Source organism: Ensifer sp. Root423, from assembly GCF_001426275.1.
Lineage (GTDB): Bacteria > Pseudomonadota > Alphaproteobacteria > Rhizobiales > Rhizobiaceae > Ensifer > Ensifer adhaerens.
Genome location: NZ_LMEG01000045.1, coordinates 544,981 through 566,938 on the forward strand (window position 1 = coordinate 544,981; position 21,958 = coordinate 566,938).

The window sequence follows — 21,958 nt, forward strand, 5'->3', positions numbered from 1 at the left end:
AATCAAGGGCAAAACGATTCGTGCCCGGCAGCCGGGCAGAACCGCTTCGAGACAAACTACTCGAACACGATGTTCGGCGCGGCGCGGCTCTTGTCCTGCTGCGTGGCCGATACCTGTTCCCAGACCTTTGTCGCGATATCGCGGTAGACGCGCGCGACCTCGCCTGCCGGGTCGGAGGCGACCAGCGGCGTTCCTGCATCCGACGTCTCGCGAATTCCCATCGTTAGCGGCACCTCGCCGAGGAAGGGTACGCCGATGCGTTCTGCCTCCTTGCGGGCGCCGCCGTGCCCGAAGATGTCGTAGCGGTTTCCGGTGTCGGGCGCGACGAAGTAGCTCATGTTCTCGACGATGCCGAGCACCGGGACTTCCACCTTGCGGAACATGGCAAGGCCCTTGCGCGCATCGATCAGCGCCAGGTCCTGCGGCGTCGAGACGATGACGGCACCGGCAAGCGGCACCTGCTGGGCCATGGTGAGCTGGGCGTCGCCCGTGCCCGGCGGCATGTCGACGACGAGCACGTCAAGATCGCCCCAGGCGACCTCGCGCAACATCTGCAGAAGCGCCGACTGGATCATCGGTCCGCGCCAGATCATCGCCACTTCCTCATCGACGAGGAAACCCATGGACATGACCTTGAGGCCGTAATTTTCCATCGGGCGGATGAGCCGGCCCTCGATCTGCTGCGGCCGGCCGGAAATCTTCAGCAGCCGCGGCATCGAGGGGCCGTAGATATCGGCATCGAGCAGACCGACTTTCAGGCCGTTTGCCTGGAGTGCCAGCGCCAGATTGACCGACGTGGTCGACTTGCCGACACCGCCCTTGCCCGAAGCGACGGCGATAATCGCGCCGACGCCGGGGATCCCCGCCTTGGCGGGCGGTCCGCCAGCCGGACGCGGGGCGTGGGAGTGGCCTGCATGGGACGGTGCCTGCGGCTGCGGGCGCTGCACCGGCGCGCTGCCTGCGGCTGCCTTGCGATCGGCCGTCAGAGCGACCATTGCCGCGGTGATCCCGGGAATGTCACGCACCACGCGCTCGGCTGCAGCCCGCATCGGCTCCAGTTCCTTGGCGCGTTCGGCCGGCACGGTGATCGAGAAATAGGCCTTGCCGTCGGAGATGAAGACATCAGACACGAGCCCGAGGTCGACGATATTGCCTTCCATGCCCGGGCCACGCACCGTGCGCAACTTTTCAAGCACCACTTCTTTCGTGACTTCCGGCATCGCGCCCTCTCATTCTTTTGTTATCTCTTAGATAGTCGAGGCGGGGCGCTTCGCCAATGCGACATATCGGAAAAAGGAAGGGCCACCACCCGCCTCGGTGTCCGTACATCCGGGATCACCTTCAAGGCGGGCAGTGGCCCTTTCGGTCGCGACCTTCTTGGGCGCTGTCTTCTTTTTAGTCCCCTCTGGACATGCCAATAGAAATGCAGGATGCGTGCCAGTTTCAGATCTGGCGGAAATAGGCAGCAATTTCAAAAAGATAATCTCGACCGCCATTCATCGGCCGGCGATGGCATATGCCCAGTTTCTGAGCAACCGTCTGCAAATCGTCCAAGGATGGAGCAGATCGCCCAGATGACGGAACCTTGGCGACAGCATGCCGGGCTTCCCCAAGCTTCTTTCGATCGCATCAGGTCGAGGACATTCAGGAAGAGGCTTGCGGCGCAGGGCCGACTTGGGGCTAGCTGATGTAGCCCTTCTTCATCGCCTTCACGACCGCCTGAGTGCGGTTGACGGCGTCGAGCTTCTTGGTCACGTGGTTGAGGTAGTGGTTGACCGTATGCTCGGAGAGCCCGAGGATGCCGGCGATCTCGGCGCTGGTCTTTCCGGCAGCCGTCCAGCTCAAACACTGGATCTCGCGCTCCGAAAGTGCTGCGCCGCTACTCTTCCACACGGAGCCGATTTCGGCGAGGCGGTTATAGACATGGATTGCAATCATCTGCAGTTCCATGGTGACGGTCATCGGCAGTTCGACCAGCGGGCCCATCAGGATGACAGCGCCGCGGCCGCCCTCGGCGTCATGAACCGGGAAGTAGCTTGCCTGGAAGATACCGTTCTCGCGCAGCATCTCGATGTATTCGGCCGCCGATTCCGGTTTGCCGCCCTCTCCCTCCCAGGCTGCAAGCGTCACCTGGAACGGCGTCGTCGTCTCGCGCAGGCGGCGCACGCCGGTGCTGAAGCGCAGCATCGACAGGCTGTCATACTTGTTCAGCAGCTCGGCCGGCATGTTGGAGATGACGGTGCTCGCGGCGAGGCGCTCCACGTCGATCGAGGGGATCGAGCAGATCAGAAACGTCTTGAAGCCAAAAACCTGCGTGATCCGCCGCATATAGCGGATGATATCGAACTGGGTCTCAAGCTTTGCGATCTCGGACGCGAAATCGCCGCCCCGGGGCAGATCTGCGTCAGTCATCCCGGTCGTCATCGTATCCTGCATTCGCGCGTTCCATGGCATTCATCACGTATCAAATAGACCGAGCCGCCTGCCAATGCCAACAGATGATCGAAAATCCCTGCCGCTTCGACCCAAAAGTCTGTGTATTTCCCCTCGTGAAGGCCGATATTGCCATCAGCTCGCGCGCGACGCGTGCCGGCGATCAGTTGATCAACCCGGCGCGCACGGCCTTTGCGACGGTCTGAACGCGATTGACCGAATCCAGCTTGCGCGTTGCCCGGTTGAGGTAGTGGTTGACGGTATATTCGGACAGCGCCAGAATTTTCGCCATTTCACTGGTGGTCTTGCCGGCGGCCGCCCAGCGCAGGCACTCGACCTCGCGGCGTGAAAGGCTTCCCGCACCGCGCTTGTCGCGATCGCGCACCTCCATGTATTTGCTGTAGAGCACGCCGGCCCAAAGGTTGAGCTCCTGAAGCTCGTCATTGGAAACCACGGGACGGTCGCCGCCAAAGGCGATCGCGGCGCGGTGGCCGCTCGCATCGTGCACCGGCAGATAGAGGCCGCGCGGCATGTTCGCCTGCTCGAAGACGCAGACCGCCGCATCGCCCTTGCCGTCGGCTCGGCGGCGCGCAAGCTGGTGCGCGTCGTAGGTAAAGGGGATGGTGCTGCGCCGAAGCCGCTGGATCACCGGGCTGCCATTGATCAAGCCGGCACTGTCATAGCCTTTGAGAAAGGCGGCCGGGTAGTTCGTCATCAAGGCGTTGACGGACAGGCTGTTGCTCTCCGTTTCCGGAATGGCAAGCACCAGGAAACCACGGAAACCGTAGGAATCCGCAACCTGGGCGATCACGCGCCTGATATCCTCTTCGCAACAAATCGGCCCACGGATGGTTCGCCCATCAGGAAGCGCCAACGCCGACAAATTCGCGCTGAAATCAATCATCTTCCGCCCTTTTCCACATCCGGTTCCATGCGGGAACCGGCCGCTGACGCCGCATGAAGATCACGTCAAAAATTTATACCAATACCAAAAACGAACCAGACTAAGACCATCCACGAACCTGAGTCTGATATATTAAAGCTATCGAGCGAGACGCGCCACGTCCAGTCGATGTTTCTAATTTACCGTAAAGTGAATTCAAGGTCCACCACGGCCGGGCCCAAGACGGATCGCCGCGTCCTCGCCAACCGCTTGCGCCGCTGCCCGAACCGCTGCCGCCCAGGCCGACAATTGTTCCATGGTCACCCGATAGGCGGGCCCGGTCACCGACAGGCCGGCCGCAAGTTCGCTGCCGGGAATGAGGATAGGTGCTGCAACGCAGCGGATCTCCGTTTCATGTTCCTCGCGGTCGAAGGCGTGGCCGTCGCGCCGGATTTCCTCGATCTCCGCCAGCAAGGTGGCGGCCGAGCGATGGGTGTGCGGCGTGAAGGCCTGAAACTCGGTTCGGGCCAAAATACCTTCCAACTCCGGCTGTCCAAGCAAGGACAGGGCCGCCTTGCCGATGCCAGTGCAATAGGCCGGCGACGCCTTGCCGATCTGCGAACTCATGCGCACCGTCTGGCGGCTTTCTACCTTGTCGACATAGACGATCTCGGTCTCGCGCAGAATGCCGAGATGCACGGTCTCACCGGTCAGTTCGTGCAATCGCTGCAGGTGAGGCTCGGCAACGTCGCGAAAGCGATTGGCGGACCAGGAACGATAGGCCAGCGTCAGCAGCCGAAGGCCAGGCTCATAGGAGAGGTCGCGGCGCTGGATCAGCAGTCCTTCCTCGACCAGATGGCTGAGCAGCCGGTACAACGTGCCGCGCGGCTGGCCGGACCGGGCGAGAATATCGGTAAAACGCTGCGGGCCATCGGCGGTGACCACCGCTTCCAGGACGGTGATTGCCTTGCCGAGCGTGCCCGTGCCAGCCTCCGCACGCACTTCGTCCCCTCCGCCTGCCGCTTCATCCGTCATCGTCGCTCGCTTGTTTGTTTCCGATTGCAGTCGCGCGATCGGGCGCGCGACCTTGACAAGGTAGACGCTTCGACGTGATAATTCCATATAATAAAATCAAGTTCCAAATAATGGAACAAATCTTCACCATAGGACTGATCGGGGATACAGGAATATGCCGGTGCCGAAGGCACAATTTCATGATCTCAAAGACCGCGCGGTGCTGGTCACCGGTGGCGGTTCCGGCATTGGCGCAGCGCTTGTCGAGGGTTTCGTCGACCAGGGTGCACGGGTGGCCTTCGTCGATATCGACGAGAGGGCAAGCCTCGACCTCGTCGAAAGGCTCGCCATCAAGGCAAGCACGGCACCGGTCTATATTCCCGCCGATTTGCGCGACATCGAAGCGGTAAAAAAGGCCGCGCAGACTGCGGCGGCCGCTCTCGGCGCGCTCCACGTGCTCGTCAACAATGCGGCGCGCGACGATCGCGAGCCACTGGAAAGCGTGACCGAAGAGAGCTGGGACGAGAGCCAGGCGGTCAACCTCAGGCACCTCTTCTTCATGAGCCAGGCGGTTGCGCCGCATATGCGCGAAGCCGGCGGCGGGTCGATTGTCAATTTCTCGTCGATCGCCTATCTGCTCAACATGGCCGAAATCCCGGCCTATGCGACGGCGAAAGCCGCGATCGTCGGCCTGACCAAATCGCTCGCCGGAAAGCTCGGCCAGGACAACATCCGCGTCAACGCGATCCTGCCCGGCATGATCGTCACCGAGCGCCAGAAACGGCTGTGGCTGAGCGACGCGGCAATCGCCGGCATGCAGGAACGGCAGTGCCTGAAGCGCAGCCTCACCGCCGACGATCTCGTCGGCCCTTGCCTTTTTCTCGCGTCGGCGTGCTCGTCGGGCATGACCGCGCAAACAATGATCATCGATGGAGGCGCACTTTGATGACGGCAGCCTATTATGCCGCGGTCGACTGGGGAACCACGAGTTTCCGGCTGTGGATCATCGGCGAGGACGGCTCGGTGCTCGCCGAGCGCCGAAGCGGCGAAGGCATGACCACGGCCAACAAGGCCGGGTTCCATGCGATCCTCGAAAAGCACCTGGCCGCCGTCGATGCGCCAGGCCACCTGCCGGCGATCATCTGCGGCATGGCCGGGGCCAAGCAGGGTTGGGTGGAGGCCGGCTACCTCGATACGCCGGCCGCGCTCGCCGATATCGCCTCCCATGCCGTGGCAGTGCCGGATCTCGATCGCGACATCCGTATCCTGCCGGGTCTGGCGCAGCGTGATCGGCGGCACCCGGATGTGATGCGCGGCGAGGAGACGCAATTGCTCGGCGCGGCAAGCGACCTCGGTCGCGGTCTACATCTCGTCTGCATGCCGGGCACACACAGCAAATGGGTGCGGCTCGAAGACGGCGCCGTCAGCGGCTTTTCCACCTTCATGACCGGCGAATTGTTCGACGTGATCTCCAAGCACTCGATCCTCAGCCACTCGATCGCCGACGCGCATGCGTTTACCGGCGATCATCCCGCCTTTGCGGCGGCGGTGGCCGAGGCACGCACAAATCCGGCGCTCGCCACCAGCCTGATCTTCGGCGCGCGCTCAGGCCAATTGCTGCACGGCGCAAGCGCGACCGACGCCAAGGCATTGCTGTCGGGCACGCTGATCGGCCTGGAGATCGCCGGCGCGTTGGCTTCAGCCAAGACGATCGACAGCATCTGCCTCGTCGCCTCCGGATCCCTTGGTACGCTTTATCAGGCTGCGCTCGAAAGCCTCGACTGCCCTCTTCAGGTGGTCGATGCCGACACGGCCGTCCGCTCCGGCCTTTCGACCGCCGCCCAGGCGATCTGGCCCCTCTGAACGAAAGACACGCTCATGACCCGCATTCCCTTTCCGTCGATGAAGTACCCGCTGATCGCGATCCTGCGCGGCCTCAAGCCCGAGGAAACCGCAGGCGTCGTTGGTGCCCTGATCGAGACCGGCTTCTCCGCGATCGAGATCCCGCTGAATTCGCCCGATCCGTTCCGCTCGATCGAGACGGCAGTGAAGATGGCGCCCGAGGGATGCCTGATCGGCGCCGGCACGGTGCTGACGACGACACAGGTGGAACAACTCGCCGATGTCGGCGGCCGCCTGATGGTGAGCCCCAATGTCGAGCCGGCGGTGATTTCTCTCGCCGCCAAAAAGGGCATGGTGACCATGCCAGGCGTGCTCACCCCGACCGAGGCGCTTTCGGCCGCGGCGGCGGGCGCCACCGGCCTCAAGTTCTTCCCGGCAAGCGTGCTCGGCCCGTCCGGCATCACCGCGATCCGCGCGATCCTGCCGCCAGAGCTGGAAATCGCTGCCGTCGGTGGCGTTTCGGACGCGAATTTCGGCGACTATGCCAAGGCCGGCATCCGCAGCTTCGGTCTTGGTTCCAGCCTCTACAAGCCCGGCATGAGCGCGGCTGAAGTGCGCGAGCGCGCCGTTGCCACCATCAAGGCCTACGACGCCGTCTACGGAGCGCGCTGATGAGCGACACCATCCCCTTTTCCGGCAGCATTCTCTGCGAAGCGACGTCGATCCTCGGCGAAGGTCCGACCTATGACCCGGCCACCGGCACTGCCTGGTGGTTCAACATTAAGGGCCAGGAACTGCATGAACTGCACCTCGAAAGCGGGCGCAAGTCCGTGCACGCCCTACCCTTCCTCGGCAGCGTGCTCGCCGTCATCGATCCGACCCGGCAGCTGATCGCCTCCGACCAGGGCCTCTTCATCCGGGATACGCGGACCGGTGCCTTCAGCCTGCTGACCACGCTTGAGGACGAACCCATCAATCGCTCGAACGACGGCCGGGTTCATGCGTCCGGTTCGCTCTGGATCGGCACCATGGGCCGCAGCGCCGAAAAGGGCTCCGGCGCGATCTATCACGTCGCCGGCAGCAAGGTGACGAAGCTCTATGCCGCCATCACCATTCCCAACAGCATCTGCTTCTCGCCGGATGGAACCGTCGCCTATTTCGTCGATACCGACATCAATCACCTGATGCGCGTCGATATCGACGCCGCGACCGGGCTGCCGAAAGGCGAACCGAGCCTGCTCGTCGACGGCAGTGGCGAAGCTGGCGGTATCGACGGCTCCGTGTGCGATGCCGACGGCCTGATCTGGAACGCCCGCTGGGGCAGCGGCACGGTCGATGTCTACCGCCCCGACGGCGCGCGCATCGCGCGCTACGCCGTGCCGACGAGCCAGCCGAGCTGTACCGCCTTCATCGGAGCGAAGGCCGACCGCATGCTGGTGACATCCGCCTGGCAGGACATGGACGAGGCAACGCGTGCGGCGGACCCGCATGCCGGCAAGGCCTTCGATCTCGGCGTCAGTGTCAAGGGCCGGTTCGAACCGTCTTTCCGTCTCTGACCGGAAATTCTTGGCCGAGTAACTCTTGGCGAAGCGCCAATAAAAAGTCATACAATTCAGCCACGCGTTTGATCGCATGGTGAGGAGGAAGCTCGCATGAGCGACAAGAAGAAAGAACTGCGCAGCCGTCACTGGTACGGCGGCACCGACAAGGATGGGTTTATCCATCGCTCCTGGATGAAGAACCAGGGATTTCCGGACCACGTTTTCGACGGCCGCCCGATTATCGGCATTTGCAACACCTGGTCGGAACTCACGCCCTGCAACAGCCATCTGCGCATTCTGGCAGAGGGCGTGAAGCGTGGCGTGTGGGAGGCCGGCGGTTTCCCGGTCGAGTTCCCGGTGTCTTCGCTCGGCGAGACGCAGATGCGCCCGACCGCGATGCTCTTTCGCAATCTGCTTGCCATGGATGTCGAAGAGGCGATCCGCGCCTATGGCATCGACGGCGTGGTGCTGCTCGGCGGCTGCGACAAGACAACCCCCGGCCAGTTGATGGGTGCGGCGTCGGTCGACCTGCCGACGATCGTCGTCTCCTCCGGCCCGATGCTGAACGGCAAGTGGAAGGGCAAGGACATCGGCTCCGGCACGGATGTCTGGAAGTTCTCCGAGGCCGTACGCGCCGGTGATATGAGCATGCAGGAATTCATGGCGGCAGAAAGCGGCATGTCGCGCTCACCGGGTGTGTGCATGACGATGGGCACGGCCACCACCATGGCGTCGATCGTCGAGGCGATGGGCCTGTCGCTGCCGACCAATGCGGCGCTGCCGGCCGTCGACGCCCGCCGCATGGCGCTGTCGCACATGACCGGCAAACGCATCGTCGAGATGGTGCATGAAGACCTGCGCCTGTCGAAGGTGCTGACCAAGAAGAATTTCGAGAACGGCATCATTGCCAACGCCGCCGTCGGCGGCTCGACCAATGCCGTCGTGCACATGCTGGCGATCGCCGGCCGCGCCGGCGTTGATCTCTGTCTTGAAGATTTCGACCGCGTCGGCAGCCAGGTGCCGTGCATCGTCAACTGCATGCCGTCCGGCAAGTATCTGATCGAAGACCTCGCCTATGCCGGCGGCCTGCCGGCGGTGATGAACCGCATACAGCATCTGCTGCATGCCGACGCGCCGACAGTCTTCGGCGTGCCGATCAGCAAATACTGGGAGGATGCCGAAGTCTACAACGACGACGTCATCCGCCCCCTCGACAATCCGCTGCGGGCTGCCGCCGGCATTCGCGTGCTCAAGGGCAACCTTGCCCCAAACGGCGCCGTCATCAAGCCGTCGGCCGCAAGCGAGCATCTCCTCGTCCATGAAGGTCCGGCCTATGTCTTCGAGACGATCGAGGAGCTGAAGGCGAAGATTGACGATCCGGACCTGCCGGTGACCGAAGACACGATCCTCGTGCTCAAGGGCTGCGGACCCAAGGGCTATCCGGGAATGGCCGAGGTCGGCAACATGCCGATCCCGCGGCGCCTCGTCGAAAAGGGCGTGCGCGACATGGTGCGCGTGTCCGACGCCCGCATGTCCGGTACCGCCTTCGGCACCGTGGTCCTGCATGTCAGCCCGGAATCGAATGCCGGCGGGCCGCTCGCCATCGTCAAGACCGGCGACCGCATCCGCCTCGACGCGATGAAGGGCGAGCTCAACCTGATGATCAGCGAGGAAGAGTTTGCCACGCGCATGGCCGCCTGGCAGGCGCCGCCGCAGAAATGGACCCGCGGCTACTACAAGCTCTACCAGGACACGGTGCTGCAGGCAGACAAGGGTGCGGACCTCGACTTCCTCGTCGGCGGCAGCGGCAGCGAAGTGCTGCGCGAAAGCCACTGACGGCTTCGGACGCAGTTCGAGGCAGACGCGTTTCAAATACCCCGCCCGTCAGGCGGGGTATTTTTATCCGGCCAGGGGACGGGAGCCCAACGGCGAAAGCCTTGCGGCCGGCGAACGCAGTCGCGACCAGGTTTCAAAGCCGTAGATGGCGAGCCCGAGCGCAATGAAAAACTCCTTGTACTCGGTCGGGTCCCAAAGGCGCACGAGCGTGGAAGCCTGGAGAATGAACAGCTCCTGGATCGCGACGATCAGAATGGCGCCTGCCGTCAGCACGATGAACTCGCGCCAGTGCCCTGCCCTCAGCGCGATATCGGCAACCATCAGCAGTATGATCACGGTCATCATCACCATCATCTGCGTCGGCAACATGCTCCAGTTGTCGCTGTTGAAGGCGGCCATCGGGGCGCTTGCCGCCAGCACCAGCACGCTCGGCGCAAAAGCATCGAGCCGACCAAGGCTGATGCTCTTGCGCAGATAGAGCCAGACGAAGGGCGCCAGCGTCAAAAGGAAGAAGCTGCCGGTGTAGTAGAGCAGTTCCGAGAAGCCGGTGGAGATGTTGTGCAGGTTCAATTCCTGCTGCTTGTTGAGCGCGAGCAGGCCCTCCGGCGTGGCGATACCGAAGACGCGCTGCATCCAGGATATCTCCTCCATGCCGACCACGAAGAAGCAAAGCGCCAGAAGCGCTGCAAAAGCCGCGGCCATCCAGGCGCGACGTCCCATTCCTGAACGGGCCACGCGCAGTTGCCCGACGGCAGCAAACGCAAAGAAACCGCTGGCGATGAAGATCAGCAGGGCAGAGGCCCATTCGACCAGGCCGTCTTCACGCGCCAGAAGGCTGAAACCGAGGGGATCGGCAACGAACACCAGCGCCATCAGCACGGCGAGCATCCAGCCGGCGACACAAAGCCCAAGCTCGCGGCCGGACGCCAGCCGCAGCTCCGGCGCGCCCAGCCAGGCGGCATCGCGGGTAAAGCCCTGAACCGCCGCGAGTGACAGGCTCAGCGCCACCCAGGCATGCCAGAGATTGTAGGGCTCGACGCCAGGAACCCGTTCCGAAAAATAGCGCAGCCCAAAAAGATTGCGCTCGATCAGAACGAGGCCGGCCATCGCCAGAACGGAGAGCAAGGAAACAGAAAGAAAGCGGCGCGGCAAAAACATCGAAAACCATCCCGGGATAACAGGGTGACGACGCTGCGCGCTATTTCCTGCCATCTGCCAAGTATCGACAAGAACGCTCAAGAATTCATGAATGACCCAAAGTACATAATTGATCACTAAAATACATATATTCGAAATCCAAAATACATGTCCGCGCGAGATTGCCGACAATCCTTGGAAAATCGCGGACGAGGGTCACGTTCACCGGCAACGGACCTTTCGACCTGAAACTTTGACTATTTTTTCCGGAACCGTTCGGGCTCCCGGGCGTTGACACCATATCACCGGCGCGGTCGACCTGGCGGCAGAAGCCAGGCCGCGCCCTGATCGAAACGTCAAGGAAAGGCAGTTTGAGATGATCAAGAAACTCGTAACAACCGTCGCAGCCGGCGCGCTCTTCGCGGGTCTTACTGTCGCCCCGGTGGCTTTCGCGCAGGACGCAACCAAGCCGATGGAACAGCCGCAGACAATGCAGCCGGCGCAGCCCGCCCCGGACGCCATGGCTCCGGCCGATCAGGCTGAAACGAAGCCGCCGATCACGGAAACCAAGACCGCTGATATGGCGCAATCGGACGCCACCTATCTGACCGAGCAGGCAAGCGACCAGATCGCAACCAGCACCTATATCGGCCAGAGCGTCTACAATGCCGGTGACGAAAGCATCGGCGAGATCAACGACCTGATCATGAAGAAGGATGGCGGCGTGGAAGCGGCCGTAATCGGTGTCGGCGGCTTCCTGGGTCTCGGCGAAAAGGACGTAGCGGTTCCGTTTGATCGCATCACGATCGCCGAGCAGCCCAACACGGACAAGCTGAAGCTGACGACCACCGAAACCGCCGATACGCTGAAGTCGGCTCCGGAGTTCAAGACGAAGGCGCAGCAGGTTGCCGAACAGAACGCCAACCAGCCGGTTGACACGTCGACGACCTCTTCGACCACGACTACTGCACCGGCGCAGCCGATGCAGCAGGGTACCGAACAGCCGCAGCAGTAACGTCGTAGCATTCCAAGCTGTTCAGTACGCCTTCCAACGGGCGGCGGTGCCAGGCACCGCCGCCTTGGCTTTGCGTCAGACGAGCACTCCGTCGCGTAGGCATCGTAAATGCCCGCGTGGATGTTGCGACTGGCGACGTCATCGCCGATCCGGAACATGTCGAAGCGGGCATCGAGGTTTTTCTGCGGGGTGGGGTTCTCACCGCGAAGCAGCGCCTTGTAATCGACGCCCCCCAGCTTCCGAGAAAGCAGCTCGAGTTCACGACAGAGGTCGTCCATCGGCACCTCGACCACCAGTGGCGCGACACGCCCCTTGATCGTTGCCTTGTCCGAAAAATCGGAACCGAGCGTCGCAACAAGGCCATTGCACTCCCGCCGAACGGATTTCAGCCGCGTGTTGATCGTCACCCGGACATTGTGTTCGGCAAAGGCGGTCGCATAGGGCACATGGTTCATGCCCCCGACCTCGGGCGCGAACATGCGCTCGGGCGAGACGATCTGCTCGCCGCCGCCTCGCGCGATCAGTTCGGCCGCCATCATGCCGCTATAGGCGCCGTTGTCGTCATAGAGCGGCACCGGCCCCTCCGGCTTCACCGTCCCGGCGATGATATCCCAGCTCGACACGACGAGGTCGTCGGCTCAGGCGGGAAGGCTGCAGCAGCGGATCTTTCGACGATGTCGTTTCCTGTTCCTTGAAAGGCGACCGAGAATGCCGGCTTCGTCAGTACCAAGCATCCGCCATGCTCTCCTTGCGGCGCGTGACATAATCGATCAGCGCCTCGTCGCGCGCCACATCCAGCGGCGGCGCTTCATATTCGGCAAGCGTCTTCTTCCAGGCGCGGTTGGCACGCGTCGCCATGTCGGTCTCGCCCTCCTCAACCCATTTCTCGAAGGGCTCGTTGTCCGAAAGGGCCGAATCCCAGAAGGCGGTCTGGTAGTTGCGCATGGTGTGGTCGCAGCCGAGGAAATGGCTGCCGGGACCGACCTGCAGGAAGGCGTCCATGGCCAGCGTGTTGTCGTCGACGACCACGCCGGCAAGATAGGCATGCAGCGCGCCGCAGAAGTCGGTGTCCATAACGAACTTCTCGTAGGACATGGCGAGCAGCCCATCGACGAAGCCGGCGGAATGCAGGATGAAATTCGCGCCGCAATGCACCGCCGAGAGCATCGACATCGCGCCTTCCTGCATCGCCTGTGCATCCGGCAGCTTCGAATTGGAGAAATTGCCGGCACAGCGCAGCGGCAGGCCGAGCCGGCGCGCAAGCTGGCCGACGACCATGCTGCCGATCGCCGGTTCCGGCGTGCCGAAGGTGGGCGAGCCCGAGCGCAGCGACATGGACGACAGGAAATTGCCGAAAATGACCGGGGCGCCCTTGCGCTCCAGCTGGGTCAGTGCACAGCCGGCAAGCGTCTCGGCATAGGACTGGGCGATGGCGCCGGCATTGGTGACCGGCCCCATGGCGCCGCCAAGGATGAAGGGCACAATGACCGCGGCCTGGTTTGCCCGCGCATAGGCGCGTAGCGACTTCGTCATCGTCCCGTCCCAGACGAGCGGCGAATTGACGTTGACGTTGCCGAGGATGACGCAGTTGCGATCGACGAAATCGCGACCAAAGAGAATGCGCGCCATCTCGATCGAATCTTCGGCACGGTCTTCCGCCGTGATCGAACCCATGAAGGCGCGGTCGGAATATTTGATATGGCTGTAGACCATGTCGAGGTGGCGCTTGTTGACCGGCACGTCGACCGGCTCGCAGATCGTGCCGCCGGAATGGTGCAGCCAGGGGCTCGACTGCGCCAGCTTGATCAGGTTGCGGAAGTCCTCGATCGTGCCGTAGCGCCGGCCCTTGTCGAGGTCCATGACGAAGGGCGAGCCATAGGCCGGCGAGAAGACGACGTTGTTGCCGCCGATCTCGACATTGCGCGCCGGATTGCGGGCATGCTGGGTAAACTGGTGCGGCGCCGAGGCGACGATTTCCTTCAGCATGCCCGGTTCGAAGGTCACCCGGACGCCGTCGACCTTCGCGCCGGCCCTTCGCCAGTGATCGAGAGAAACCGGGTCGTCGCGAAACTCGATGCCGACTTCGGCAAGGATTCGATCGGCAATCGCTTCGATCCGAAGCAGGCTTTCCTCGCCGAGGATATCGTAGGTCGGAATGTTTCTGGTGATGTAGGGAACACCGAGGCTGCGTCCTGCGCCCTCGCGCCGGTTCGGCCGTGTGCCGCGTGTCCGTCTCGGTACCGCCGCGTCCGTTGCCAGTGCCGTATCCATGCCCATATCCTCCCATCATCTCAGATGATGCTATGGGCGAAAAACTCCACTGTAACGCTGGAAAAATTCGATCCATGCTATAAGCGTCATTTATGGAAAACCTGCGCCGCCTGCTCCCGTCCGCCACAAGCCTCATCGTGTTCGAGGCAGCCGGCCGCCACCAGAACTTCACCCGTGCTGCCAACGAGCTCGGCATGACCCAGGCTGCAGTCTCCTACGCCGTGCGCGGTCTTGAGGAACAGCTGGGCGTGCCGCTGTTTCATCGCGTGCACCGCGCGGTCGAGCTGACGGAAGCGGGCGAGAAGTTTCATGCCGACGTCTCCGTCGGCCTGTCGCGCATCCAGAAGTCGGCCGAAGACATTCGCGCCAAAGGCCGCGAGACCAACGTGACGCTCGCGGCCTCCACCGCTTTTGCCTCGATGTGGATGCTGCCGCGCCTCAACCGCATGCGCGAGGACCTGCCGGAAATCGATCTCCGGATCCAGACCAGCGTGCGCGACCTCGATCTGGAGGAAGAGCCGATCCCGCTCGGCATCCGCGGCGGCGACCCAAGCCATTGGCCGCGTTACCATGCCGCCCTGCTCGCCGACGAGGTGGTCAACGCGGTCGCCACACCCGCCTATATCGAGCGGCACGGCTTGCCGAAAACGGCCGCCGACCTGCCACGCCACAATCTCATCCACCTGGAAGAGCCGGTCCGACGCGCCTGCGACTGGACCGAGTGGTTTGCGAGCGCCGGTCTTGCCTATCCCAAACAGGCGCGCCGGCTTTCGATCAACGACTATGTCCTGGTGATCCAGGCGGTGCTATCCGGCGAAGGCGTGGCGCTCGGCTGGGAACACTTGATCTATCCGCAGATCCGCTCGGGCGCGCTGGTCCCGGTCGCCGGACACGTGCTGAAGACGGGCCTTGCCTTCTACGTCGTCTGGCCGCGATCGCGCGAACTGAATGCGCAGGCCAAAAGGGTGCGTGACTGGCTGCTGGATGAGGGGCGGCGCGACCGCGCAGCGATGTCCGGCGCCGAGGACTAACCCGGATCAGGCCTGGGCGGGAAGATCGCGGTAGCGATCGGCAAGATAGCGCATCGTCGCCACCGCATCGGCGGGCTTTCCATAGAAGTAGCCCTGCCCCAGTCCGCAGCCGAGCGCCTTCAGTTTCAGGGCTTCGGAAAAATCCTCGATGCCTTCGGCGACGACTTCGAGCTCAAGCCCCTCGCACATCGACACGATCGCCTTGATGATATGCTCCGAGGCACGATCGGCAGAAATGCGCGAGACGAAGGCCCGGTCGATCTTGACCTTGTCGAAGGAGAAGTCGCGCAGCCGGCCAAGGCTCGACTGGCCCGTGCCGAAGTCGTCGAGCGAGACGCGGACGCCGGCGGCGCGCAGTTCCGCAACGATCTTCTGGGCGATATCCGCATCGGCCATGACGGCCGTTTCGGTGATTTCCAGCTCCAGGCGCCGCGGGTCGAGGCCGATCTGGCTGATGATCGACAGCAGGCGCCGGCTGGTGGTCGGATCCGTGAGCTGCGCCGAGGAGAGATTGAAGGAGAGGAAGAGCTCCTTCGGCCAGGAAAGCGCGGCATGGGCTGCCTTGCGCAGCAGGACCTCGGCGAGCGAATCGATGAAACCACGCTCTTCGGCGAGCGGCACGAACACCGCCGGCGAGACATAGCCGAGATCGGCATCGCACCAGCGCGCCAAGGCCTCGAAGCCGACAACCGCGTCGTTGCGCAGATCGACGATCGGCTGGAAGTGCACGTCAACCTCGTTGGCGATGATGGCGTTGCGCAGCGCTTGCTCAAGCTGCGTCGCGCGCTTCATCTCCTGGGCGATCTCCTGCGAGTAGACGGTGATCTGCCCGCGGCCGCGGCGCTTCGAGCGATAAAGCGCGGTATCGGCGCTTTTCAGGAGGTCCTCGAATACCTCTCCGGCAAAGGGATAAACGGCGAAACCGAAGGAGGCGGACAGACGAACGTGACGGTCGCCGAGATCAAAGGGGGCCGACAGCACCTCCTTCAGCATCTGTCCGATCTTCTCGGCGCCCTTGCGCTCGAAGATCAGCGGCAACACGAAGGCAAATTCATCGCTGTCGAAACGGATGATCGTGGCGCCCTCGGGCGCGCAGGCCTTCAGGCGATAGGCCACCTGGCAGAGGATTTCGTCGCCCGCTTCCGGTCCGAACAGGTCATTGATCGGCTTGAAACCATCGATATTGGCAAGGCCGATGGTGAACGGGGCCGGGTCGCTGGCACGCTCCTCGGCGAGATCAAGGACACACTGGCGCAGGCAACGGGCGTTGCCGAGCCCCGTCAGTTGATCGACATCACCCCGGGCCGCAGGCGCCTCGCGGCCAACACGGTGGTAAGGAGTTTCCGCTGTCATCATCGCCGTCCCCCACTCATCTGGCAGGGATGGCGTGCGATCGAGCCCGCCGCCAGCGTGCGCCACGACGAAGACCGGCTGTGTCTTTCCGACACGACCGGGGCTTGGGCAACGAGGTGGATGCGAGGCATACGGATGGGGCTCTACACTTTAGCGGCAATTCGGGGCAGACGATCGCAATCGGCGGTTAACAATCCGATATCGTGCCGCTCCAAGATTTGCCATTGGCCTCCCCAATTCTAGCGAGTTGACACGCCTTTTACTCAACCTGCCGTTCGTACTGCCTTCACCGGCATGAATTTTCTCAACACCGCCTCGATCATATCGGGGCTCACCGGCTTCATGATGTGGTCGTCCATGCCGCATGCCTTGCATTGCTGCAGGTCGATATCCAAGGCCTGGGCGGTAACCCCGATGATCGGAGTTTTCTGTGCGCGTCCCTTTTCAGCCGACCGGATTGCGACGGTTGCGTCGAAGCCGTTCATGACCGGCATCGACACATCCATCAACACAAGGGCCGGTTGCAGTTCGTGCCAGAGTTCGACGGCCTCGCGACCGTTGGCGGCGATCCGATGCGAAACGCCGAGCCCCTCGAGGATCTGGGTGAAGACGAACTGGTTGATCTGATTGTCCTCGGCAACGAGCACGTCGACCTGCGGAGCCGGCGGCGGCGGCGCGATCTCTTCGGCCTCGAACGACAGCGACCATTCCGGTTGCAGCGCGGCACCCGCGCGCTCGGAACAAACACGGAAGACTTCCGCAAGCACCGCCGCCCCGTCCTGATCGGCGGACACCGGGAGGATCGGGCTGTCGCGCCAGCCGGCAGCTATCTTCTGCCGCTCGGGGAAAGCCGCGTCGAGCAGCAGGATGTCGAGTTTCAGCCCCGCCTCGTCGACAGCAGCGCAGAAGGCGTGCAATTCGTCGACATCGCGAACGGCGCAGGCGTCGAGCCCGGAGCCGCGCAGCCGGGCGACAAGCCGCTCCTCCAGCGCTCGGTCGTCGGTCGCCAGAAGCACCCGCAGGCCGCGCGCCGGCAAGGTCTCGATCATCGACCCCGCCTCGACGAGCTGCTGGACATTCAGCGCCCGGAAAGGATCGTAGAAATTCTGCGCCGCGGCAAAAATGCTGTAGTCGCGGATCTGCAGGGTGACCTCGCCCGAGGGCTCCTCGCCGCCCGGATACCAGACGGCAATATCGGTCACGTCGTTCATGCAGGTGACGACGAAATGGCGGCCGGGCATGCCGACGCGGTACTTGCGGGTCAGCACCCAGAGGTCGCTGCCGTCGGCACGCACGATGTGCTCGGCCTGCGAAAACGGCTTGCCGGTTTCAAGCACCATGCGATCGGACTGTTCGAAGCGCTCCGCCAGGTCGCTCTCGACCAGGTCCCAGGCTGAGCGGCCGAGGATGGCGTCCTGCGCCAGGTCATGGATCAGGCAGAAGGCCTTGTTGACTGCGATGTAATTGAGATTGCGATCCTTGACGCAGATGGGATTGGGCTGCGCGTCGAGGATCTGCTCGGTCAGCTCCACCCGCTCCAGGTCGGTCTGAAGCTGTTCGTCGCGCTTCTTCTGGTCAGAGACGTCGCTGATCGACAGGATGCCCATGCCGCTCGACAGGCGGCGCTTGCGCATCGAAACCCAGCGGGTGCGGCCGGCGCGCTCTACGCTCTCGTAGCGCTCGCGCCAATGCAGCGCCATGTGCTCGGCAATCCATTCCTCGCGGTTGGTGCGTCGGCGGCTGTTTTCCGGGACGGTGCCCGGACGGACACCGGTGTCATAGACGGCACCGAGGAAATCCCTGAGCCGCGCGCCCGGCATCAGGGCTTCCGCCGGGACCGGGAAAAATTGCAGCATCGTGCGGCTGGCAAAGAGAATGGTATCGTCCCGGCTGCAGACAAGCACAGCGATGCCGAGTGCGTCGCAACTCGACTCAAGAATGACCCTGTTGATGTCCGCGCCGTTCGGCGCCCCATCGCTCATCGCACTGTCCTCACTCGCCTACCGCATGTGTCCCTGGATCGTCAGATCAGGGGGAACAGGCGGCCATCCAAAGTGCCACAACGGCCTGCCGCGTCTTCATAATGACGCGCGGCGCTGCAACGGCGGTTTCATTTCGGGACATGCTGGGGTGGCCTTGGCAGGCGTCTCTTCGAGCGGCGGGAGTGCGGCGTCCAGCTACGCCGCAAGGCTCAAAAGACAAAACCCGTGATCATTCAGGTTGTTGTGGAAAATCGCAGCAGAGTGTTAAGGGCCGATTAAACCCTCGATCATTTTTCAAGGGTGTCGGCACCAAGCGCTCGCGACCGGGGACGAGATACCGTCCCCTCTTCCGTTTCCGCGGCGAATCCCGGAAAATGGGCCATGGCCATCAAGCAGCTTTCAGAAACCCTCATCAACCAAATCGCCGCCGGCGAAGTGATCGAACGTCCGGCCAGCGCCGCCAAGGAGCTGATCGAGAATGCGCTCGACGCCGGCGCGACCCGCATCGAGATCGCGACCGCCGGCGGCGGCAAGACGCTGCTGCGGGTCACCGACAACGGCTCGGGCATGGCACCTGGCGACCTCGAACTTGCGGTCCGAAGGCACTGCACGTCGAAGCTCGACGACAGCCTCTTCGACATCCGCACCCTCGGCTTTCGCGGCGAGGCCCTGCCTTCGATCGGCTCGGTCGCCCGGCTGTCGATCACGACGCGCACGGCCGGCGCCAGCGAAGGCGCGGTCATTGCGGTTACCGGCGGCAAAACCGAGGCGGTCCGCCCGTCGCCCGCCAATACCGGCACCGTCGTCGAAGTGCGCGATCTGTTCTTCGCCACCCCGGCCCGACTGAAGTTCATGAAGACCGAGAAGGCGGAAGCGGCGGCCATTTCGGAAGTGGTGCGCCGCATGGCGATCGCGTTTCCGGCGGTCCGTTTCGTGCTCTCCGGCAGCGACCGCTCGACACTCGAATTCCCGGCAACCGGCGACGACCGGCTGGCGCGCATGGCGCAAGTGCTCGGCAAGGATTTTCGCGACAATGCGATCGAGATCGATGCGGCGCGGGAAGACGTCGAACTGACCGGCTTTGCCGGCGTGCCGACTTACAATCGCGGCAACTCGCTGCAGCAATATGTCTTCGTCAATGGCCGCCCGGTGCAGGACAAGTTGCTGCTGTCAGCGATCCGTGCCGCCTATTCCGAGACGATCCCGAGCGGCCGCTATCCGGTCGCCGTGCTGTCGATCACGCTCGACCCGGCGCTCGTCGACGTCAACGTGCATCCCGCAAAGTCCGACGTGCGCTTCCGCGACCCCGGCCTGATCCGCGGGCTGATCATCGGCGCGATCCGTCAGGCGCTGACGCGCGACGGCGACCGCGCCGCAACGACGGGCGCCCGCGGCATGATGCAGGCGTTCCGCTCCGGCGATTACCGCCCGCAGCCCTGGAGCGCCGAGACGTCGCCTTCCCGGCCGACACAATTCGACGCGATGCTGCGCCACCTCGGCGAGCAGCCGCAGGCAAGCTTTGCGGCATTTTCCGCCCCTTCCGCGCGTGTCGCCACCCCGTTCGAGCGAGAAATGCCCGTGCCGGCGCCGGAGGCCCCGCAACCGCCGCCGCCGCAATCGTTCCCGCTCGGCGCCGTGCGCGCCCAACTGCACGAAAACTACATCGTCGCCCAGACCGATGACGGCCTCGTCATCGTCGACCAGCATGCCGCGCACGAGCGGCTGGTGTTCGAGGCGATGCGTACGGCGCTGCATTCGCGACCGGTCGCCGCCCAGGCGCTGCTGATCCCGGAGATCGTCGACCTGCCCGAAGACGATTGCGACCGGTTGATGGCCCATGCGGAGGAGTTCTCCCGCCTGGGTCTCGCGATCGAGCGCTTCGGACCGGGCGCGATTGCGGTGCGCGAAACGCCGGCCATGCTCGGCGAAATGGATGCCGTCGGTCTCGTGCGCCAGCTCGCCGACGAGCTTGCCGAATGGGATACGGCAAGCGGGCTGACGAGCCGGCTCGAATATCTCGCCGCGACCATGGCCTGCCACGGATCGGTGCGCTCGGGACGGCGCATGCGCACCGAGGAGATGAACGCGCTTTTGAGGCAAATGGAGGCGACGCCCGGCTCGGGCCAGTGCAATCACGGCCGGCCGACCTATATCGAACTCAAGCTCTCCGATATCGAACGGCTGTTCGGCCGGAGCTGATCTTCACGCCTGGCGAAATGCGACTGGCATTTTTCCGGACGGCGAGCTAGACCAGAGAACCAATAACGAAGACGGAAACAGGCGCCGAGCATGATGAACCGGTTTGAAGGAAGCGCTTCGCGCGAAGCGAAGATCCGTTATCTCGACGGCGACTTTCAGATCGTGCTTGCGGGTTCGCACGTGGTCTGCGCGATGACCGGCAAGATCATCCCCGTCGACGAACTGCGTTACTGGAGCGTCGCCCGGCAGGAGCCCTATGTCGACGCGGAAGCCTCGCTCGAGGCGGAAAAGCGCGCAGGCGCGCTGCCCAACCAGCGCCGCTAATCAAGCCCGGACACCAACGACGGCACTCCGGCGCCACGACCCACAGGGCGCCGTTACTTAGCCGCGCCTTCGCGCAGCTTGCGGGCACGCGCCGCGGCAAGCGCCGTCTCGATGATCTTTTTCGGCGCCATCGGGTCGTCGAAGCGCACATCGATCTCGATCACCCTGCTCGCTGCGGCGAGTTCGGCGGCGCGGCCGTGGCCGGGCTCCAGGCGCACCAGATCCTTGGCCGTGGTAACGAGCTGGCAGCCGAGCGCTGCAGCCTGGTCGAGCAGATCGGCGATTTCGTCCTCGGAGAAATGGTGGTGGTCGGGAAAACTGCGGGTTTCCTCGATGACGGCGCCCGTCTCCCGAACGGTGCGGTAGAACTTCTCCGGATCGGCAATGCCCGCCCAGGCAAGCACCTTGACGCCATTTAGCGATCCGTCGTCGCGCCTTATGACGTCGGCTTCGTAGATCTGCTTGCCGGCGCGGGCGGCGCGACGGATCAGGGCGTCGGCCTCGATGCCGTCACCGATCTTGAGCAGGGCCGTGGCGTGGCGGAGCTGGTTCGACAGTGGCGCCCGCACCGGGCCCGCCGGCACCAGATAGCCGTTGCCGATGCCGCGGCGGGAATCGATCACCAAAAGCGCGAAGTCGAAGGCCAGCCGCGCGCTCTGGAAACCGTCGTCCATGATGATGATGTCGACGCCTTCCTTCACCAGCCGGCGAGCCCCATCGACGCGGCGGCGGCAGACGACGGTCAAGGCCTCCTTCGCCAACAGCAATGGTTCGTCGCCGACGTCGCGGGCGCGGTGATGTTCCAGATCGACGACGGTCGTCACGTCGAGCGAGCCGCCATAACCGCGGCTGAGGAAGCCGGGCTTCAGCCCCTTTTCGCGGATGACGCGCGCAAGCGCGATGGAGGTCGGCGTCTTGCCGGCGCCGCCGACGGTGAAATTGCCGATGCAGATGACCGGGACCGGCACGGAGGCGCGCTGCGCGCGATCCATGCGCATGCCGGCAATCCGTCCGTAAACCCATGAGAACGGCCACAACGCGCGCGCACGCCAATCCGCCTTGGTCCACCAGAATGGCGGCGCTTCCGATACCATCTT

At 63.6% G+C, this 21,958-nt stretch carries 19 protein-coding genes; 10 read left to right on the forward strand and 9 right to left on the reverse strand.

The genetic code is table 11. The annotated features are described in order from the left end of the window. Positions 1-56 precede the first annotated feature (56 nt). The 4 genes from ASD01_RS31280 to ASD01_RS31295 all read right to left on the reverse strand — a co-directional run bounded on the left by ASD01_RS31280 (position 57) and on the right by ASD01_RS31295 (position 4,351). Positions 57-1,220 (reverse strand): Mrp/NBP35 family ATP-binding protein, encoded by a 1,164-nt coding sequence (locus tag ASD01_RS31280; RefSeq protein ID WP_034801037.1) that lies wholly within the window; start codon positions 1,218-1,220, stop codon positions 57-59. A 460-nt stretch (positions 1,221-1,680) separates the two neighbouring features. Further along, complete coding sequence (locus tag ASD01_RS31285; RefSeq protein ID WP_051659571.1) at positions 1,681-2,454, reverse strand: LuxR family transcriptional regulator; 774 nt, start codon at positions 2,452-2,454, stop codon at positions 1,681-1,683. A gap of 142 nt (positions 2,455-2,596) precedes the next feature. Beyond that, a complete protein-coding gene (locus tag ASD01_RS31290; protein ID WP_034801035.1) occupies positions 2,597-3,337 on the reverse strand; it encodes a LuxR family transcriptional regulator in 741 nt (246 codons plus the stop codon). A gap of 195 nt (positions 3,338-3,532) precedes the next feature. Continuing rightward, on the reverse strand, positions 3,533-4,351 hold the full coding sequence (locus ASD01_RS31295; protein ID WP_051659582.1) for an IclR family transcriptional regulator: 819 nt from the start codon (positions 4,349-4,351) through the stop codon (positions 3,533-3,535). A gap of 154 nt (positions 4,352-4,505) precedes the next feature. On the opposite strand from ASD01_RS31295, the gene ASD01_RS31300 reads away from it, so the two are divergent. The 5 genes from ASD01_RS31300 (at position 4,506) to ASD01_RS31320 (ending at position 9,549) form a co-directional block, all read left to right on the forward strand. After that, the gene (locus tag ASD01_RS31300) at positions 4,506-5,276 is read left to right on the forward strand and encodes an SDR family NAD(P)-dependent oxidoreductase (RefSeq protein ID WP_060529839.1); all 771 of its coding nucleotides are present in this window, start codon (positions 4,506-4,508) and stop codon (positions 5,274-5,276) included. After that, positions 5,273-6,193: a 2-dehydro-3-deoxygalactonokinase gene (locus tag ASD01_RS31305; protein ID WP_177235696.1), complete on the forward strand. Its 921-nt coding sequence runs from the start codon at positions 5,273-5,275 to the stop codon at positions 6,191-6,193. Before ASD01_RS31300 ends, ASD01_RS31305 begins: the two co-directional genes overlap by 4 nt. 15 nt (positions 6,194-6,208) lie before the next feature. After that, a complete protein-coding gene (locus tag ASD01_RS31310; RefSeq protein WP_034801028.1) occupies positions 6,209-6,844 on the forward strand; it encodes a 2-dehydro-3-deoxy-6-phosphogalactonate aldolase in 636 nt (211 codons plus the stop codon). After that, positions 6,844-7,728: an SMP-30/gluconolactonase/LRE family protein gene (locus ASD01_RS31315; RefSeq protein WP_034801025.1), complete on the forward strand. Its 885-nt coding sequence runs from the start codon at positions 6,844-6,846 to the stop codon at positions 7,726-7,728. Before ASD01_RS31310 ends, ASD01_RS31315 begins: the two co-directional genes overlap by 1 nt. 96 nt (positions 7,729-7,824) lie before the next feature. Continuing rightward, positions 7,825-9,549: an IlvD/Edd family dehydratase gene (locus tag ASD01_RS31320; RefSeq protein ID WP_034801023.1), complete on the forward strand. Its 1,725-nt coding sequence runs from the start codon at positions 7,825-7,827 to the stop codon at positions 9,547-9,549. Positions 9,550-9,612: 63 nt separating this feature from the next. Here ASD01_RS31320 and ASD01_RS31325 read toward each other — a convergent pair whose 3' ends face one another. After that, positions 9,613-10,707 (reverse strand): hypothetical protein, encoded by a 1,095-nt coding sequence (locus ASD01_RS31325; RefSeq protein ID WP_051659570.1) that lies wholly within the window; start codon positions 10,705-10,707, stop codon positions 9,613-9,615. A 355-nt stretch (positions 10,708-11,062) separates the two neighbouring features. Here ASD01_RS31325 and ASD01_RS31330 point away from each other — a divergent pair, with 355 nt between their 5' ends. Both ASD01_RS31330 and ASD01_RS35865 read left to right on the forward strand, forming a co-directional pair. Next, a complete protein-coding gene (locus ASD01_RS31330) occupies positions 11,063-11,701 on the forward strand; it encodes a PRC-barrel domain-containing protein (RefSeq protein ID WP_034801021.1) in 639 nt (212 codons plus the stop codon). A gap of 116 nt (positions 11,702-11,817) precedes the next feature. Then, positions 11,818-12,396: a hypothetical protein gene (locus ASD01_RS35865; protein ID WP_060644847.1), complete on the forward strand. Its 579-nt coding sequence runs from the start codon at positions 11,818-11,820 to the stop codon at positions 12,394-12,396. A 25-nt stretch (positions 12,397-12,421) separates the two neighbouring features. On the opposite strand, the gene ASD01_RS31340 is transcribed toward ASD01_RS35865, so the two are convergent. Further along, a complete protein-coding gene (locus tag ASD01_RS31340) occupies positions 12,422-13,972 on the reverse strand; it encodes a trimethylamine methyltransferase family protein (RefSeq protein ID WP_034801018.1) in 1,551 nt (516 codons plus the stop codon). A gap of 92 nt (positions 13,973-14,064) precedes the next feature. On the opposite strand from ASD01_RS31340, the gene ASD01_RS31345 reads away from it, so the two are divergent. Further along, positions 14,065-15,003: a LysR substrate-binding domain-containing protein gene (locus ASD01_RS31345; RefSeq protein ID WP_034801015.1), complete on the forward strand. Its 939-nt coding sequence runs from the start codon at positions 14,065-14,067 to the stop codon at positions 15,001-15,003. Positions 15,004-15,009: 6 nt separating this feature from the next. On the opposite strand, the gene ASD01_RS31350 is transcribed toward ASD01_RS31345, so the two are convergent. Together ASD01_RS31350 and ASD01_RS31355 are read right to left on the reverse strand one after the other, a co-directional pair. Then, positions 15,010-16,356, reverse strand: a complete 1,347-nt coding sequence (locus ASD01_RS31350) for a putative bifunctional diguanylate cyclase/phosphodiesterase (protein WP_051659581.1) — start codon at positions 16,354-16,356, stop codon at positions 15,010-15,012. A gap of 263 nt (positions 16,357-16,619) precedes the next feature. Beyond that, a complete protein-coding gene (locus ASD01_RS31355) occupies positions 16,620-18,338 on the reverse strand; it encodes a response regulator (protein ID WP_034801011.1) in 1,719 nt (572 codons plus the stop codon). Positions 18,339-18,719: 381 nt separating this feature from the next. On the opposite strand from ASD01_RS31355, the gene mutL reads away from it, so the two are divergent. Both mutL and ASD01_RS31365 read left to right on the forward strand, forming a co-directional pair. Continuing rightward, positions 18,720-20,537, forward strand: coding sequence for a DNA mismatch repair endonuclease MutL (gene mutL / locus ASD01_RS31360; protein ID WP_034801009.1), 1,818 nt, complete (start codon positions 18,720-18,722; stop codon positions 20,535-20,537). Positions 20,538-20,627: 90 nt separating this feature from the next. Next, complete coding sequence (locus tag ASD01_RS31365) at positions 20,628-20,861, forward strand: DUF2093 domain-containing protein (RefSeq protein WP_034801006.1); 234 nt, start codon at positions 20,628-20,630, stop codon at positions 20,859-20,861. Positions 20,862-20,914: 53 nt separating this feature from the next. Here ASD01_RS31365 and lpxK read toward each other — a convergent pair whose 3' ends face one another. Next, positions 20,915-21,955, reverse strand: a complete 1,041-nt coding sequence (gene lpxK / locus ASD01_RS31370) for a tetraacyldisaccharide 4'-kinase (protein ID WP_034801004.1) — start codon at positions 21,953-21,955, stop codon at positions 20,915-20,917. Between the last annotated feature and the right edge of the window lie 3 nt (positions 21,956-21,958).